The 15919-nt window shown below is 54.6% G+C and carries 22 protein-coding genes; 17 read left to right on the plus strand and 5 right to left on the minus strand.

All coding sequences use genetic code 11. From position 1 onward, the window contains the following. The first annotated feature begins 37 nt into the window (after window positions 1–37). The 4 genes from ACZ5ZS_RS02395 to ACZ5ZS_RS02410 all read left to right on the plus strand — a co-directional run bounded on the left by ACZ5ZS_RS02395 (window position 38) and on the right by ACZ5ZS_RS02410 (window position 2438). Entirely contained in the window at window positions 38–541 is a 504-nt protein-coding gene (locus tag ACZ5ZS_RS02395) for a Rab family GTPase (protein WP_188596290.1), read from the plus strand. A 24-nt stretch (window positions 542–565) separates the two neighbouring features. After that, window positions 566–973 (plus strand): hypothetical protein, encoded by a 408-nt coding sequence (locus ACZ5ZS_RS02400; RefSeq protein ID WP_188596291.1) that lies wholly within the window; start codon window positions 566–568, stop codon window positions 971–973. 6 nt (window positions 974–979) lie between these two features. After that, the gene (locus ACZ5ZS_RS02405; RefSeq protein WP_188596292.1) at window positions 980–1936 is read left to right on the plus strand and encodes a class I SAM-dependent methyltransferase; all 957 of its coding nucleotides are present in this window, start codon (window positions 980–982) and stop codon (window positions 1934–1936) included. An 82-nt stretch (window positions 1937–2018) separates the two neighbouring features. Continuing rightward, window positions 2019–2438, plus strand: a complete 420-nt coding sequence (locus ACZ5ZS_RS02410) for a universal stress protein (RefSeq protein WP_188596293.1) — start codon at window positions 2019–2021, stop codon at window positions 2436–2438. A gap of 8 nt (window positions 2439–2446) precedes the next feature. On the opposite strand, the gene ACZ5ZS_RS02415 is transcribed toward ACZ5ZS_RS02410, so the two are convergent. Then, window positions 2447–2875 (minus strand): archease, encoded by a 429-nt coding sequence (locus ACZ5ZS_RS02415; protein WP_188596294.1) that lies wholly within the window; start codon window positions 2873–2875, stop codon window positions 2447–2449. 95 nt (window positions 2876–2970) lie between these two features. Here ACZ5ZS_RS02415 and ACZ5ZS_RS02420 point away from each other — a divergent pair, with 95 nt between their 5' ends. From ACZ5ZS_RS02420 to ACZ5ZS_RS02430, 3 genes are all read left to right on the plus strand, one after another. Beyond that, entirely contained in the window at window positions 2971–3330 is a 360-nt protein-coding gene (locus ACZ5ZS_RS02420; protein ID WP_188596295.1) for a roadblock/LC7 domain-containing protein, read from the plus strand. Window positions 3331–3385: 55 nt separating this feature from the next. Continuing rightward, window positions 3386–3709 carry a hypothetical protein gene (locus ACZ5ZS_RS02425; RefSeq protein ID WP_188596296.1) on the plus strand — a complete coding sequence of 108 codons (324 nt, stop codon included), beginning with the start codon at window positions 3386–3388 and terminating at the stop codon, window positions 3707–3709. Window positions 3710–3799: 90 nt separating this feature from the next. Continuing rightward, window positions 3800–5107 carry a heat-shock protein Hsp70 gene (locus ACZ5ZS_RS02430; RefSeq protein WP_188596297.1) on the plus strand — a complete coding sequence of 436 codons (1308 nt, stop codon included), beginning with the start codon at window positions 3800–3802 and terminating at the stop codon, window positions 5105–5107. Between the two features lie 12 nt (window positions 5108–5119). Here ACZ5ZS_RS02430 and ACZ5ZS_RS02435 read toward each other — a convergent pair whose 3' ends face one another. Beyond that, window positions 5120–5539: an SRPBCC family protein gene (locus ACZ5ZS_RS02435; protein WP_188596298.1), complete on the minus strand. Its 420-nt coding sequence runs from the start codon at window positions 5537–5539 to the stop codon at window positions 5120–5122. Window positions 5540–5666: 127 nt separating this feature from the next. On the opposite strand from ACZ5ZS_RS02435, the gene ACZ5ZS_RS02440 reads away from it, so the two are divergent. Both ACZ5ZS_RS02440 and ACZ5ZS_RS02445 read left to right on the plus strand, forming a co-directional pair. Further along, on the plus strand, window positions 5667–5900 hold the full coding sequence (locus ACZ5ZS_RS02440; protein WP_075059714.1) for an Lrp/AsnC ligand binding domain-containing protein: 234 nt from the start codon (window positions 5667–5669) through the stop codon (window positions 5898–5900). A gap of 66 nt (window positions 5901–5966) precedes the next feature. Further along, on the plus strand, window positions 5967–6731 hold the full coding sequence (locus ACZ5ZS_RS02445; protein WP_188596299.1) for a DUF2192 domain-containing protein: 765 nt from the start codon (window positions 5967–5969) through the stop codon (window positions 6729–6731). Window positions 6732–6735: 4 nt separating this feature from the next. On the opposite strand, the gene ACZ5ZS_RS02450 is transcribed toward ACZ5ZS_RS02445, so the two are convergent. Together ACZ5ZS_RS02450 and ACZ5ZS_RS02455 are read right to left on the minus strand one after the other, a co-directional pair. Next, window positions 6736–7770 (minus strand): THUMP domain-containing protein, encoded by a 1035-nt coding sequence (locus ACZ5ZS_RS02450; RefSeq protein ID WP_188596300.1) that lies wholly within the window; start codon window positions 7768–7770, stop codon window positions 6736–6738. Between the two features lie 24 nt (window positions 7771–7794). Then, the gene (locus ACZ5ZS_RS02455; protein ID WP_188596301.1) at window positions 7795–8430 is read right to left on the minus strand and encodes a uracil-DNA glycosylase; all 636 of its coding nucleotides are present in this window, start codon (window positions 8428–8430) and stop codon (window positions 7795–7797) included. Window positions 8431–8592: 162 nt separating this feature from the next. Here ACZ5ZS_RS02455 and ACZ5ZS_RS02460 point away from each other — a divergent pair, with 162 nt between their 5' ends. From ACZ5ZS_RS02460 to ACZ5ZS_RS02475, 4 genes are all read left to right on the plus strand, one after another. Then, complete coding sequence (locus tag ACZ5ZS_RS02460; RefSeq protein WP_188596302.1) at window positions 8593–9312, plus strand: hypothetical protein; 720 nt, start codon at window positions 8593–8595, stop codon at window positions 9310–9312. Continuing rightward, window positions 9309–10241 (plus strand): ornithine carbamoyltransferase, encoded by a 933-nt coding sequence (argF, locus tag ACZ5ZS_RS02465; RefSeq protein WP_188596303.1) that lies wholly within the window; start codon window positions 9309–9311, stop codon window positions 10239–10241. The genes ACZ5ZS_RS02460 and argF overlap by 4 nt, the downstream gene beginning before the upstream one ends. A gap of 346 nt (window positions 10242–10587) precedes the next feature. Next, entirely contained in the window at window positions 10588–11361 is a 774-nt protein-coding gene (locus tag ACZ5ZS_RS02470; protein ID WP_188596304.1) for a dienelactone hydrolase family protein, read from the plus strand. Between the two features lie 5 nt (window positions 11362–11366). Beyond that, window positions 11367–11519 (plus strand): hypothetical protein, encoded by a 153-nt coding sequence (locus tag ACZ5ZS_RS02475; RefSeq protein WP_188596305.1) that lies wholly within the window; start codon window positions 11367–11369, stop codon window positions 11517–11519. Here the strand turns inward: ACZ5ZS_RS02475 and ACZ5ZS_RS02480 are convergent. Continuing rightward, window positions 11505–13331: an APC family permease gene (locus ACZ5ZS_RS02480; protein ID WP_188596306.1), complete on the minus strand. Its 1827-nt coding sequence runs from the start codon at window positions 13329–13331 to the stop codon at window positions 11505–11507. The genes ACZ5ZS_RS02475 and ACZ5ZS_RS02480 overlap by 15 nt on opposite strands. 161 nt (window positions 13332–13492) lie before the next feature. Between ACZ5ZS_RS02480 and ACZ5ZS_RS02485 the strand changes: the two genes are divergently transcribed. From ACZ5ZS_RS02485 to ACZ5ZS_RS02500, 4 genes are all read left to right on the plus strand, one after another. Then, on the plus strand, window positions 13493–14209 hold the full coding sequence (locus tag ACZ5ZS_RS02485; RefSeq protein ID WP_188596307.1) for a tetratricopeptide repeat protein: 717 nt from the start codon (window positions 13493–13495) through the stop codon (window positions 14207–14209). Between the two features lie 503 nt (window positions 14210–14712). After that, window positions 14713–15159 carry a hypothetical protein gene (locus ACZ5ZS_RS02490; RefSeq protein ID WP_188596308.1) on the plus strand — a complete coding sequence of 149 codons (447 nt, stop codon included), beginning with the start codon at window positions 14713–14715 and terminating at the stop codon, window positions 15157–15159. A gap of 64 nt (window positions 15160–15223) precedes the next feature. Then, entirely contained in the window at window positions 15224–15472 is a 249-nt protein-coding gene (locus ACZ5ZS_RS02495) for a DUF504 domain-containing protein (RefSeq protein WP_229657681.1), read from the plus strand. Between the two features lie 160 nt (window positions 15473–15632). Then, a complete protein-coding gene (locus ACZ5ZS_RS02500; RefSeq protein ID WP_188596309.1) occupies window positions 15633–15917 on the plus strand; it encodes a 4Fe-4S binding protein in 285 nt (94 codons plus the stop codon). Window positions 15918–15919: the final 2 nt, after the last annotated feature.

The raw sequence follows: 15919 nt of genomic DNA on the forward strand, positions 1-15919 counted from the left end.
ATAAAATTTTTATATTTGCATTCTATGATTTGCATCCGTGAGGGTGGCGTTATTAGGGGATGGGGGCGTTGGAAAAACTACGTTCATACGGAGAATAATGGGTCTCGGGGAATCCGAGGGAGCCACTACTAAACTGGAGGTCTATAGGTTGAACGTGGATGGAACCGACGTGGTGGTGTATGACTTCCCTGGTCAGCGGGAATTGTTCGAGAGCATAAGCAAGCTGAATTTCGATGTGGACGTCATAATAATGTTCGCCGATGCCTCCGACATGGCGACGTTCTCCAACTTAACATATTGGTACTCCAAGATGATAGACATGGGGATATCGAGCAAACCCAAGTTCCTGGTGGTTAACAAGATGGATATAGAACTGGTTGATCCGGACATAATAATATCGACGCTGCCCTCCATTATGGATCCAATAGCGGTGTTCAAGACGTCTTTGATAAACATGGATCAGAGGGAGGTGGCGGGAATATTGGGCGAAATAGTTAGGATGGTCAATAGATATAGCAATTTGACTGCAAAACCTTATTAATATTGATTTTATATTACTGGAGCAATGCAGTCCGAGACCAGGGTCAAATGCCCCAAATGCGGCAGGGAGCACTCCATAATGGTCAATCCATCCCTGCTGGAGGAGGCAGCCAAGGGTGGGCTGGCCCAAATAGCGATTCCGTGTGGCGACCACGTGCTGCTGGCATACGTGGATAGGTATGGCATGGTGAGGCGCACATCCACCACGCTGTTAGTGACTGGGGCGGGCCCCTCGTTCAAGACGGGTACCATTAGCATTAATTGGAGCAGCAAGAAGCTCGTGGATGAATCCATTATATCGGATGTTTTAGGGGATGAATATTTAAACGCCATAAAGGACGCATTGAGCGGTAAGTCCATTCCAACGCCGGAGCTGGAGTCGCTTATGGCAAAGTTATCGGCTCTGGGATTATTGGTGGATAAGATAGGGTGATTCTTCATGTCGTTCTTCAAATTCCTCTCGGGCGGGGCCCAATCCTCCATAAGGGATCCAGGATTGATAAATGCACTGAACGAGCTCGGCCTAATGGATAGATATTATATAACCATTCTCCTGCGCGTGATGGAAAGCAGATACACAATAGCTGGGGCCATAAGGTTGGCGGAGGAGAACAAGACATCCCTCTATATTAGATCATTAATAGGGGTATCCCAGAGAATGAATATACTAGATAAACTATACACAATACGGGATTACGATTACCCCCAGGTAAGCGGGGATGCCGCCAAGGAGGCTGGCCGGCTGTACAACGCCCTCATAGTCAAGCAGGGCCCTGACTTCGTGGAGAACAAGATAAATCAAACCGTGCTTGAATTGATTCACTCCGGCTTCAATAGGATCAAGGCAGTGACTGCGTTGAAGAACGAACTCGCGAAATCGCTTGACTTGAAGAGGTTCCGCCGCATCTTGGTGGCATCGTTCGATGACGGTTTCGGCGCTGTGGCCACCTTAATGAACGCCCCGCTTCTGGAGGAGGCATTGGTTTTCGACAGGCCCTCATCGCTTGAGTCGAGCCGCATTTTAGTGTCTAGGCTGGCATCTACAATGGCTGATAGGGTTAAGTTCACGGAGGGCCCCCTCGATGATTACGTAAATGACTTCAGGGGGAAATTCGACGCGGGCGTTCTCTTCATGTCGTTCAACTGGCTGTCGACAAACCTCTTTGAGTTCGGTCAGCTTCATGAGTTAATAAAGCCTGGGGGATCCTTGATAATTGTACAGCCGCTGGAGGAGAACGGCTTCGGCTACCTATACATGTTGGTCCAGATGCTGCTGGGCGCCAATAAGTACCCCACCCTTGATGAGCTGGAGAGCATGGTGAGCTATGCTGGGTTCAAGAAGAGGGGGCACAGGCTGGAGAGGGGGGTAGGCTACGTGGGGGAGTGGATAGCATGATTGCCCCGAATCAAGATGTCCATTAACTCATGAAGGGTTTGACGTGGTTAATCCTTAAATATCTGGTCGATATTATCAATCCATGTTCGAGAAAATAGTGGTGGCGTATGATGGCTCGCCTCACTCCAGGAGGGCCTTGGACGTGGCCATAGATTTGGCAAGGAAGTACAACTCACGCCTATACGTGGTGGAGGTGGTGGACCCGGCAGCGTTGATAGGGCTGGGCATAAGCCCCGTGCCCCAGACCGTTTTGGACCAGCTCTATCAAAAGGCGAAGAGCGACGTGGAGGAGGCCCGAAGAAGGGCGGAGGGCGTGAGCTCGGAGGGGCAGGTATTGGAGGGCGATCCCGCCACGAGCATACTGGAGTTCGTGGATAAGGTGAAGGCGGATCTCTTGGTGTCCGGGAGCAGGGGCTTATCCACCTTGAAGCGCATATTCCTTGGCAGCGTGTCGTCCAGGTTGGTCAGCGAGTCGAAGGTGCCCGTCCTAGTGGTTAAGTGAGGTCTCCGTCATATATCCACAACGAATTGAATTTTATATAGCCCATTCCTATCTATCCTCATTAGGTGATACGTAATGGCTTTCACTATGGTTCCCCTAAATCCATGCTTTTCTGGGCGATATGGTTCCCCCCTCATCTCTGCCGTCAATTTTATCTCCCCCTCATCAACATGGACCTCCAAATCATTGCCTATCGCCACCTTCTCCCCGTCGAACCTGTAAATCACCTCATCTATCCAATTAAAGAGCAGTTGCTCCAGGTCGGCGCCGCTTAATTGGACTGGAATTGATAGAATTGGCATTGCCTTGGTCGGGTCATACATTAAGTTGAGCACGCCCAGGGCGGCGTTCTTGAAGGCCTCGCCCAAGCTCCTTCCTCGGGCTATTATCATGATGTCGGCCGTGTGGTCGGCGTACTCGAACGGTGGTTCATTCATGCGTTTACATTTATTCTGAAATGCTATAAAAATTCCGTCGCAAGTTGCCTCATTTTCAAGGAAATATTTATAACTCATTCCTCTCATTCTTCTCCGTGACCATAAGGGAGGTACTGCAGCAGGGAGCGATAGAGTCGCCTGGAATTTTGGGGATTTACCTGTCCACGGTGGATGGCTTGATAAAGGATTATGTAAGCATGGAACAAGTGGATCCAGATAAGGTGTCGGCGGTCTCGGCTCCTCTCGCAATAGTGTCGGAGAACGCGTCGAAGCTCTTCTTCAAGGGCAACTTCGACTACTCGATAGTATATAGTTCCCCCGGCTTGATAGTTGTTGCCAAGGTAGATGAAAATAACATACTTACCATAGTGTCCAAGGAACAACAGGTAGGCTTTATACTCACCTTATTGGATAGCATGATTAAGAAGCTCAGGGAGTTGCTGTCGAGTCGTTGAGCCGTCGTACTGCGGGGAAGAATAACTTTAAAGCGGATGCCCCTCGCGTGTTTCGATGAGTAGCTTGGATATATCCCGCGGCGGGCTTGTGCTTGCATTTATATTAATAATAGCCGTGGCCATATTCATATACGGTTTCTGGCAATTAGTGTCGCCGACAGGCTATCCAGTGTCCCTCGTCCAGGGTCAGTGCACGTCGTCGTATGTTGGCTTGGTCTTGGTGACCATGGCTATGATGGGGGTCGGCGCATATGCCATTATGGATTACAGGAGGCGGGGATTCGTTGGTGATTATGTGTTGATAGCATTCATAGTCATGCTAATAATATACGTGGTATTCGCATACGTTACCTATCAAGCTACCCCCAGCTATTGTTGATGTCATCCCTTATTTCGATAGCCGCGGCTAGATGGGATTGGGGGCGGGGTACCTTTATAAGCGTGGATTGAGGGCTGGATCCGTGATTCCATGGAGGAGGAGTTGAGGTATAAATTGAAATACACGTATGGGGAGGACTTCGGCACCGGTTACTTCAAGTACGGCCCCATAAGCTTGGGGGAGTCGCCGCGCATAACGCAGAGCAGGGGATTGATATTGAGGGATCTTCCTGAGAGCGTTAAGATGCTTATACCGCCCGACGTGGCTAGGAGGGGGATAGTGGTGGGGGACGAGGTGTCCAAGTACCTCAGCTCCACCAGGGACATGGTAAGGAACCTCAAATACCCGCTTCATGACGGCATAATTAGAAAGGATGATGACGATTCCTGGCGCGTGGCTAAGGAGTTGGCCAGGTTCGGCCTATCCAGCTTCTACGAGCAGGCCGCGGGCAGCGGCGATTTCAAGGGGTTCCTGGTAGTCATGTCGCTCTCGGCGCTTTCCCCGGACTACATGAGGGAGCGGTTCATAGACATGCACATGGAGATAAACCAGGAATTCCAGGGAAACATGATTCGGGCGGTGACGGCGATAGATCAACCATTCGCGGTTGCCATATCCGAGAAGGCCGTCACTTGCATGGTGGTGGAGGCGGGGCACGGCAATATACAGATAGTCCCCATAAGTTATGGCCCCATAAGGGACGGCATAGTTGCCCTAAACAGAGGCGGGTCCGAGACCAATGCGATAACCAGGGAGATACTGAAGGATGCTGGCTACAGCGATTTGGCCAAGGATGAGTACGTCGTGGAGGCGGTTAAGCGGGAGGCCGGGCTGGTGCCGAGGGACTTGGGCGCCGCGGTGAAGGCAGCCAGGGAGGACCCGGCCAGGTTCTCGATCAAGATAAAGGTGAATCCATTGGTGACTGTGGAGCTAAACGAGCTCTCCTGGACTAGGTTCCTAATCGGCGAGGTTCTCTTCGACCCGACCCATGATGAGTTCAAAAGCTACGTACAGCAGGGCCGGTTCTCGATAGAGGACGTAACCATGGGCGACATGGTGTTCTACGGCGAGATGAATCTGGCCGACGCTGTGATAAGCAGCGTTAGGAAGACCCCCGTGGAGATACAGGATAAGATAGTCAGCAACATAATATTGAGCGGCGGCGCGTTCAATTGGAGGGCCCCGCCCTCCTTGAGTGACGTTGCGGTGGGCAGCGTGGATAAGGTGAAGTTAATGATAGGAAACAAGGTCCCCGACCTGCTTAATAGGTTGAACATAAGGATGGTTAAGGATCCTCAGTACAGCGTGTGGAAGGGAGCAATAGTTTATGGGTACGCCCTCCCCCTCAGCGTTGAATGGAACGATAAGACGAAGGAGGGTTGGATATTCCCGCGGTAGCCATTGCTTCCACTATTTCCGCCCCTCCATTAATTCCCGCTCTATTCTCTCGAGTGCGTGAACCGTTCCCTGCTTGAAGTGATTCTCGTTCCACGACTCAATCAAGCTGAACGGGAACTTGTATTTAACGTCCCAATAACTGATCACCTCCCCACCGCGGACGCTTATCTTATGTACTCCCGTGAATGGCCCCTTCACGTAATTCATTAACACCTCCCTTTCCTGCTCATTCATGTTTATTATGACCTCTCCCTTATTGAAGGGCCCTGGAAACGCAAATTGAACTCTAGCCCTTATTCCGTCCCCCTCCTTGCCTATTATGGTTAAGTTCCTGGTGCCGTGCCAATACTTGGGGATGCCGTTCACATCCCTCACAATCCTCCATATATCCTCGTCCGGGGCGTCTATTTTCTTGGATACTTGGAACTTCATCACCCTAAGCGTGGGCGTCCAGCCTAAATACCTTATCGCTTTGTTCGGCTCCGTTATGATTACAGTGGGCTGGGCATCTAGTTAATTGAATCGTTAAATTTAATAATGCAGGCGCCCCGCTATATACATGTTCGAGATATTCGTGTTGGTACAGACCAAGGTGGGCAAGGCATTTCAGGTGACCGAGCAGATAAGGTCTATACCCGGCATTAAGTCCACCTACACCGTAACCGGCCCCTACGATATAATTGCATCTATGGAGATAGAGAGCATAGAGTCCCTTGAGGATATAATAAAGAGGATACATGCGATAGATGGGGTGGAGCGGACATTGACCGCCATGGTGATAAAGAAGTACTAACAGAGTTCCCGCGCCCCTTCATAAAGTTTAAAAGTTGAGGCGCCGAAAGATGAAGAGGCGCCGTTGATGAGTGAACCAAGGCAGCTATATAAGGATAGAATAGAGGCGTCGCTTGACGCTTGGGACAGGATTCTGAGGGGCGACGTCTCTACCAGGCCCGAGTTGGAGAATCTCCTGGTCACCTTATATAAACAACGGGGGGTGGAGCCGTTCAGGGGCCTCTCCAAGATACGGATCTACGACAAGGAGATAGCCACGGTGTACGTCGTTGGAAAATACGGCTTGGCCGTGGTGGACGACTCATCCATTTCTCAATACATTCACTTGTTCCAAGTGGAGGCGATAGGGGATGAGGTTTACGGCAAGTTGAAGTCAGTCGATTTCTCCCTAAGCGATGACTTGAGGAATTACGTGAGGGATAGGGTGGACGTCGACGTGATGGGGGAGACGCTGGAGGAGAGGGTGTTCAGGGCGTACAGGCTGGTCTACACCGGGAGCATAATGGGCTTCATGCCGGAAACGGATTTTGTCAAAATGTACTCCGCGCTGCTGGATGTTTTTCCCCAACTATCGGAGAGGCTGATAAACTACGTTAGATTCTACGTGGCAACCAAGATAGCGGAGAAGATAGCGCTGGGCCAAATAACCAACTTAAACGACAAGAAGATAGAGAAGTACGCATACTGCGTCAGGCTAGGTCTCACTAAGTGCGCCCCCTCGGATAAGCTGATACGGGAGATAGCGGCCAAGGTATATAAGGTGCCGCGCAGCGTCGTGGGGAAGCTGTTCCCCAACGTGGATGCCAAATCCTTCGTGCCCAGGGCCACTTAAAAACTCATTTTTTCCTTATAGTGAAAATACTGGAGTACATGCCCCCCTGCTCTATGCGCCGCTCACTAATCGATGCCTCCCTGCCCAGCGCGCCCACCACCAACCTCCTCCTCCCCGTTATCACTACCACGGTCTTCCTGGCCGCCCTCAATGCATTTTCAATTAACTCCTTATAGAAGACCCGTATGGGCTTCTCGGTCTTCATGCGGATTCCATATGGTGGGTTAAATATGACGTGATCGCACGAGAGCGGCCTGAGCATCGGCGTGGTGGAGTCCCCCACCGCCAGATCGAAATCGCCGCCGGCAGCCAATAGATTGCTCCCAGCCGCGTCGCAGTAATCCGGGTTAACGTCTATGCACACCGACCTAACCCTCCTCCAGAAATGAGCCGCCTCGGCCGGTATGGTGCCTCCTCCGCAAGTCAAGTCGCATATGGTGTCGCCCTCGTCCGGCGATGCCATCATTATCATGGAAAACGCTATTACCGGGTTAAGGGAGGCCGGGTGCCCCCTCACCCTGTACTCCCTATCCCTAGCCGTGGACCTAGTGATCTTCACCCCAACCATGAAGTCCCTTCCCAGTACGTGCGCGCCTATAACCACGTCGGGGTCCGATAAATTCACCAATGCATTGATTCCCCTACTCTCCAGGAAGGAGATTACGGCATCCCCCACAACTCTGGCCACGTCAGTGCTGGCGTACTCGTGATTCCCAGCCCTCACCGCCTCAACCGCTACGCTGGTCTCCGAGGTGGCGATCCCCAGCAGCCCCTCCAGTCTTAAAGACTTGGCCCTGCCCTCCAGATCCTCCATTAAGGGCCCCACCTCCCCCCTGTCCAGCAGGTAGTAGGCATTCTCTATTGTCCTCATGCTTGCCAGGAAGGACCTGGCAGTCATCATTGAGGGGAACCCCGCCTCCAGAAGCACTCGCCCACTCATCCTATCATAGACGTGCCCCACCTTGGTCCCCATCCTCTCCTCTACCTCCATTACTACGTAGTCCTCCAGGCCCGGCACCGTGGTGACCAGCACGCTCACTGCTTTGGTCGGTCTAACCCCCTTTTAAATCGAGTCGCATCCAGCCCACCTCCCCGCCTTCCTTAATATATCGATCAACTCCTCCATGCTGAGCCTCCCCGTATTGGTGTTGCGGGGGCTTGGGTGGTAGCTAATGAATACCCTCACATTGCCGGCATCTACGTAACTACCGTGTTTAAACTCAATCCTGATTCCCATCACGGATGAGATGGCTTGGGCCGCCAACCTGCCTAGGACCACAATAGACTTAGGCCTCACCTCATCCACCTCAATCCTCAACCAGCGGAGGCAGTTCCTCACCTCCGATGGCAAGGGCCTATTATTGGGGGGAGCGCACTTGACGGCGGACGTCAAGTAGGCGCACCTAAGCCTAGTGCCGTCATTCCTAGACACGCTGAAGGGATTGTTGGAGAGGCCCGCGGCGTGCAGCGCCTTGAAGAGGAACTCCGCGCTCCTGTCCCCGGTGAACATCCGCCCCGTCCTATTACCGCCGTGAGCCGCTGGGGCCAGCCCCACTATCATTACGCCTCCAGGCTCTCCCCAGGGCGGAACTGGGCGGCGCCAGTATGTCTCTCCAGCGAATCTGGGCAACGGCTTCACTGACTCCCTGTACTGAACCAGCCTGGGGCAGTCGCGGCAATCAAACAAGCCGGGCAGCATTGGGGCCCGGCGCCCCGTTTCCTTAATTGCCTTACGGGGAAAAGAATTTTAAGTGAATCCAGCGATGATGGATGGGGCGAGTGATGGCGGGACACATTAGGCGGCTGCCCGCCGGACTCCCCATTGCCATAGGCTTATTAACGGGCGCCGGCTCTATCCAGCGTGTTGTTCGCGGCTTACCTGGAGCCCGGCGAGGAGTTGCCGGGGCCCGGCTTCGACTTGGTGCTGGACTTGAGGCGAGTGGTGCGGGATAGGTGGGACTACATGCTCCCCCTCGTGTACCCGGACGACGTTGAGCAGGCCGTGGCGATACGGCTCCCCATGCCGGGAAGCGTGCCCGGCGTCTCTCGCCTCCTTGACTTGATCGATTACTTGGGCGTCTCCTCCGTGATTCTAACCATGCCCAGGGACCACGATCTAATGGTGAGGGCGATGGACGAGGCGGCCCAGCACGGCGTGTCGATAACCTGGTACTTAAAGGACCCGCTGCGATACTCGCCTCCCGACGTGTTTCCTCACCCAATGAGCGTGGCATTTAGCATTCCATCCTTGGGCTCAATGAAGGCCCTCGCCAAATTCACGTTGTTGAATCAATCATCCATAAAGTACATGCTGGCCTATAACGTGGATGGAGACCGCGGCGGCCTGCCGCTGCTTGGCGGTGGATCCATGGATTACCTATCCATAATCAAGCTCCTCTCCATGATTGGGTACGAGGGCTACATGGTGCTTCTATACGACAAGCCCCACAGGGGCAGGTATTGGAGCGACTTGAACGCGTTGCAGACGTACAGGGACTCGCTCGGCGGGGCATTGGCTGACAAGAGGCTGGTAAAGCTCTTAAGCTCCGCGTTGGGCGAGGTTTTCGGGGATGTCAAGTGAAGTTGAAGGGTAGGGACTTGTTGACGTGGACGGATTACTCAAGGGATGAATTCCTCTTCCTTCTGAACCTCTCCAAAAACATGAAGGAGAGGCTATACGCTGGGGAGAAGTACGCCCCAACCCATCTGGGCAAGACGGTGCTGGGCATATTCGAGAAGCCGAGCACCAGGACAAGGATAAGCCTTGAGGTGGCCGCGAATCAGTTGGGGATGAAGGTGATATACACCAATCCCCAGGAGCTGCAGTTGGGGAGAGGGGAAACAGTGGAGGACACGGCCAGGGTGGTCTCCAGGATAGTGGATGGAATAATGGCAAGGGTCTACAGCCACTCATCCCTCGTCAAGCTGGCGGAGAACTCCGACGTGCCCGTCATAAACGCGTTGAGCGATGAGTGCCACCCAACCCAAGTGTTGGCGGACGCACTCACCATCTGGGAGAAGCTGGGTAGGCTGGAGGGAGTGAAGCTTGCATTCGTGGGCGACGGGGACAATAACATGTCCCACAGCTTGATGCAGATGGGCGCGAAGCTAGGCATGGAGGTGCGGATAGTGTCCCCCAAGGGTTACTGGCCCGGCAAGAAGTACCTAGAGCCTTCGGAGGACGATGCTAGGAGGAGCGGCGGCTCCATAATGGTGACGGACAATGTGGAGGAGGGCGTGAAGGGCGTCGACGTGGTCTACACCGACGTGTGGGTCAGCATGGGGTTCGAGAAGGAGGCGGAGGAGAGGATGAAGATATTCAAGCCATACCAAGTGAACTCTCGACTAATGGATCTGGCGGGGAAGAACGCCATATTCATGCACTGCCTGCCCGCCCACAGGGGCTATGAGGTCACCGACGACGTGATCGACTCGCCGCGCAGCGTGGTGTGGGACGAGGCCGAGAACAGGATGCACACGATAAAGGCGATACTTGCTGCATTGATATAGGAAAGGTAGGTCTCGTCTTTTGGGGTGGGGTGGGTTTTTAGGGGCTTGCCCCGCTTCTCCTTCGCTCCTCCCCTGGTCAGCTCTTGAAGGGTGGGGCTGATCTTCCCCACAATTCCAAGGGAGGAGGCGGAGTAGCCCCAAGGGGGCAATCCAGACCCCGGGAACCCCCGCCCCTCAGGGCGGGGAGGCCAGATAGGTAGCTATCCACATTTTCAAATCGGGTTTGCTCTCCTTCATTATAGAGTGCAGAGTAGAGGCTGGGGGCTCGCTGAATGGCTTTGGATGGGTTGATCAGGCAAATCGAACAGCTGGGGAACGCTTTAATCGATGGATCGCCCTCAACGCCATGGAGGAACGGGAGGTAATCTTCAAGGGCCCGGATGGGGCGGCCGTGAATGCCTTCGTGGCGTCTGGGGGAGTCAAGGCGGGCATTGTGGTTGCGTCGGAGATATGGGGATTGACGGACTTCATACGAAACGTGGACCGACGCTTGGCGGGGCTTGGATACACTGTCATGGCCCCCAACCTATACTCAAGGAATCCCAACTTCACGGTTGAGAACATAATGGGGGTAATGCGTAGGTTCTTTTCGCTGCCCCCCGAGAAGAGGGGCGATCCCGGCTACGTGGCGCAAATCGCCGCGGCTCTGTCGCCCGGCGAGAGGGCTATATATGATGAATTAATGGTTAATAGAGCGGTCACTGAGGATAGAATGCTTGGGGACCTGGCGGCCGCGTATAAATACCTGGGCAATCAAGGACTGCATAGGTTTGGAGCGATAGGGTTCTGCATGGGCGGCGGCTTGGTTTTCCAATTATCCACGCAGCTCCCCCTCGATGCAACGGCGGTCTATTACGGCAGGAACCCCAGGAACTTGGATGATGTGGCGCGGCTCAGGGGGCCTGTCCTAGGCATTTACGCTGGTGAGGACTCCGCCATAAATCAAGGGCTGCCGGACTTGGTGAGGGCCATGATCGTGCATAAAAAGGACTTCGAGATGAAGCTGTACCCGGGCACGTACCACGCCTTCGCCACGGAGGGCGGTCAGACGTACGACGAGGCGGCGGCCAAGGATGCTTGGGAGAGGACGGTTAGGTTCTTCTCCAAGAACTTGGGGTGATCGCCATGGGAAAGGAGGGCGACGTGGTGAGGGAATGCTTCTTCACGTGGGTGGACATATTGAAGATGGCGGAGGAAAAGAAGGAGCGGAAGAAGGAGCGGAACGCGGTTGAGGAGAGTAAGGACGCCGGCGATGGGGGTGCTTCACTCCATGGGTAGGCCGGACTCCTTGATTTGCTTCAAGTCCTTTGTCAGATAGGCGACGCGCACGGCTACGAAGTACACCGCCAAGCTGAGGACTGCCCAGAGGAGGTAATCCCACGGGTAGCTCACCAAGGGCGTCGAGAGCGGGCCGAGCGAGCCCACGTACGATACTATGCCCAGCAGCACATTATAGACGACTATCCAAGAAGCCCCCTTGATGTCTGGATGCCCCGTCCTCAGCCAGAGATAGGCGAACGCTGCGGCCTGGGCCGCGCTCATCATGGTCCAATACACGGCGAAGGAGACCATGGGGCCAAGGCCGCCCAGCCACCCCAGGTACCAAGACGCCGCTATCAAGCCAATCGCTGCCCAGTACGCCGCGGAGAAGGCAATTGATTCTGGAACCGGTATGCCGAGCTCCCTCCTGTAGGGGCCAAGCATTAGGAGGGGCAGTCCGACGGCGGCGCTTATTATTATGGGGTTCACGTATGACCATGATGACCAGTATATGAGCAGCGACGCCACTATGAAGCTCAAGGGGTACACTACTTGCCACGCCCAGGGCTTGTACGCCCTCCTCAGCTCCGGGGCCAAGCGCCTCAGCGCGTGGTTTGTGATGCCCACCTCCAAGTAGCCGTAAACCGTGACCACGGCCGAGTAGGACATTATGGCGTACCAAGTGGGGAAGGGTGCTAGGAATGCGAGGGCGAGCACTGCCGTGGTGAGGAGCGCTATCCAGGGCGTCTGGAACTTTTGGTGTATCTGAGCGAAGAACTTAGGTATGTACCCCACTCTGGCCATGCCGTATAGGTTCCTCCCGCTGGTTCCCACGTAGACCGCCAAGGTGCCCGCGGGGGATACGGCCGCGTCGACGAGGAGGAGGATGGCCAGCCCCATCAACACGGGCACTCCCACCGCCATGGCCTCGCTGACGAATGGGTGTGCCTGCCAATCCCCGCTGGCCAGCGCTTGCCAATCGCCGGGGGAGACGCCGGCCTTGCTCCAATTCACCGCGCCGAGGAAGGTAACTTGGAGCAACACGTATATTGCTATTGTTACCACGACGGCCAATATGGTGCCCATCGGAACATCCCTCTGCGGGTTCCTTCCCTCCCCCGCGTACTCCAGTCCCTGCCTGAAACCCTCGTAGGCATACACCACGCCGGTCGTTATCATGCCGGTGAATATGGCGGCGTAGCCGTACGGCGCGAAGCCCCCGGGCAGCTTGCCGGCCACGTAGCTCCAGTGCATGTATAGGGCCATTAGCAGCATTATGGTTAGGATGGGCATTATGAACTTCCACGCAGTTATCACTCTGTTGAACCAGCCGTACACGTTCACCCCAATCACTTGCACGAAGAAGAATAGAACTATGAGTCCCGCCGCGACGAGAATGCCCAGCGGGGTCAGGACTCCCAGCGATGAGTTCCAGAACTGCGGCACGTAGTCGCTGGCATACTCCACTATGGCTATTGCCTCGGAGGACAGCGTGGTTATCGCGCCCAGGGTGTAGGTCCAGGCTAGCAGGTAATTGCTGAGAGTGCCGTGGCTGTAGTGGTTATACCTGGCCAGGGAGCCGCTGAAGGGAAAGAGGCCGCCCAGCTCCGCGAAGGGGAACACCATGAATATGAAGAATAGACCCGCTATCACCCAGGATAGGATGGCCGCGGGCCCCATCATGCCTGCCGCCCCCAGCGGAGTGAAGAGCCACGCCGATCCTATCATTCCGGTTATGGAGAGCATGAAGTAATCCGCCGCGGTGAGGGATCTCCTCAACCTGGGTTGATTTGATTGATTTGAACCATCCGGGTTTTGACCACTGCTCATAGTTCGCGCTGCCGCTCAGGCAGCGATTTTTAACAATTATCATAACAAATAATCCACCTCAGATGAGGAGAGCGGGGGCGGATTTCAACATATAATCCAAGCAATTAATGTATCCAAGACTTGCCCACTTATTATTTTAAAGCCAGCGCAGTGAGCGGCGAGTGGGAGAGGGAGCTGAGCTGAAGGAATTGATAGTAATGTATAGGGAGGGGAGGTTGGAGGACGCGTTGAGGGAGGTGGATAAGGCGATTGAGAGGCAACCTAGGAACGCCGCGTACCATAACTTGAAGGGGGCCATATTGAGGAGGATGGGGAGGCCGGGCGAGGCGTTGGCCGAGTTCGAGGAGGCCGCGTCGATAAACCCCAACAACCCGGCCTACCTTTTCAACGAGGCCAATGCCCTCCTCGACTTGGGGAGGCCCGAGGATGCATTGGAGAAGTACGATGCTGCAATAAAGTTGGATCCCAGGGACCCGGATTACAGGTATGGAAGGGCCAATGCCCTGTATGCCCTGGGTAGGTATGATGAGGCCATTAAGGAGTACGATGAGGCCATCAAGCTGGGGTCGAATCCGTATTATAGGATAAACAAGGCATTTGCCTTAGCCAAGCTGGGCAGGTCAAGCGAGGCCGTGGACGAGCTGGAGAAGGCCGTGAAGCAGGGACGGAGGGATCCCGTGGTGTGGGTGAACTACGTGGAGGCCATGTCGGTGCTGTGGAGAAGGGACGAGGCCATGCGGAGGGTGAGGCAGGCCGTGGATGATGGTTCAGTGAAGAGGGAGGCCCTCTGCGCCGCCGCTCGATCCGCCGAGTCGGCCCAGCTCTCAATGGATGAGGAATCAGCCATCAAGGAACTAGAGGAGAGCTTCTGCAGCTAACCGCACTCTTTGTGGTTTGCCGGGTCTGAATTATTGATCCCCCTTTACCGGGGAGCTAGCTCGCTTCCCACGGATGAAGCCTACAGGGGAAGGGATCATTAAACATCTTGTGGAAAACTGGCAAAATAATAACTGAAGTGAGGAAGCCTGTCATTTCTGGTTACATAACGGAGTAGCACCCGTTAAGGGGGTGTGACGCCCTAGACCCCAAGTGGAGCCCTCGCCCCTAGGCGGGGAGGTCAGGCAGTGAATCATGTCAGTCGCATTTTTATACGCGCCAAAGCTCCTCCACCTGAGCCCCCAGGCGTGGAACCCGCGAGAGAGGTGACTCCTTCCCGTGACCGGGTTTCCTCCGAGAGGGGCCACACCCTCCATTAATGCCGGCAGGACGAGGCCTTCGGGAAAACATCATCGATAATCTCGGGGCCGTGTCCCTCCCCAATTTCCGCCGTTATTTGGTTTTAGCAAAAAACTTGAAATACCTAGATTGAAGTTGAATAGCTATGTCATTACAGGAATGGTTATCCATATACGAGAAGGCGCATGGCAAGGTGGTCGCGGACGTGAGGAGGGGTTCCCTGACGTTTGGCGATGGCAATCCGATGATGACCATGCCGACAAAGCTAATAGAGGTGGTGTGGAGAGACTTGATGAGGTACGTGGAGGGAGCTGCCGATGTCTTGATCAAGAGCATGGGGAGGACGTTCGGCGAGATGCACGGGGGCGGCCAATCCGTGGAGTACATCGACCTTCACTTTGTGGCGCACGGCTTCGGGAGAGTCATGGGTAACATCAATGAGGTAACCATAATCAGCCCGCCCATCCCCGCCGGTGGGGATCCCAGGCCCATCGCGCTATTCCTCGCCGGGTTCCTGGAGGGCGTGATTGGCGGCACGTACGACGGAGAGTGCACGCGGGAGAAGTGCGTCTTCAAGCGGCTAGCCCTGTGAGCAGCAATGCCCTAAATGGCGGTGCTTTTGAATACCTTTTATAACCCGGCCCGCCTATAAGGGCGTGGTTACGATAAGGGAGGTGCTGAACAAGTTGAAGTGGACGGGCGCCGCTGGGGATTTCGAGGTGACCTACGTGTCCAGGGGCGCCCCCAACGATGAGGTGACCATACAGGCGTCGTCGATACTGGAGCTATTGCATGATGGTTTCGTGGTGGAGATGGAGGGAAGCAGGACCTACATACCCTACCACAGGGTGGTGCTGATAAGGTCAAAGTCAGGAGAGGTGTTGCTGGATAGGCGCAGGAGGTAATGCAGGAAGCTGGGGGGTCGTTTCAGGAAATGTGGAACCAGGTTTGGGGAGGGTGGATGCTTCATTTGTACTGCATGGGTGGCTCGCGAGTGGGATTTGGATATCCTTTCCTTTTCCAGTGGAAAAACTTAAAATGCAGAAAATGCAGTGAAAAATATATATGTCAAAGCCAAGTCCAAAGGCCTTCGACATAGTGACTATTGGGGATAGATGCAAGGAGTGCGAGATATGCGTTACCGTTTGCCCCACTAAGGTGCTTGTGATAAGCGATGTAATGAATAGGAATGGCTATAAGGTATCGTTCGCCGCCAACCCGGATAAGTGCATTGGGTGCAGGCTGTGCGAGTGGTCGTGCCCCGACTTCGCCATATTCGTAAAGCAAGGCGAGGGCAAGTCGCGGGGCCTCATAGTTTGGAGCAGCCCCGAGAAGGCGGTGGCAAGGTGAGG

It is taken from the genome of Thermocladium modestius (assembly GCF_055398215.1).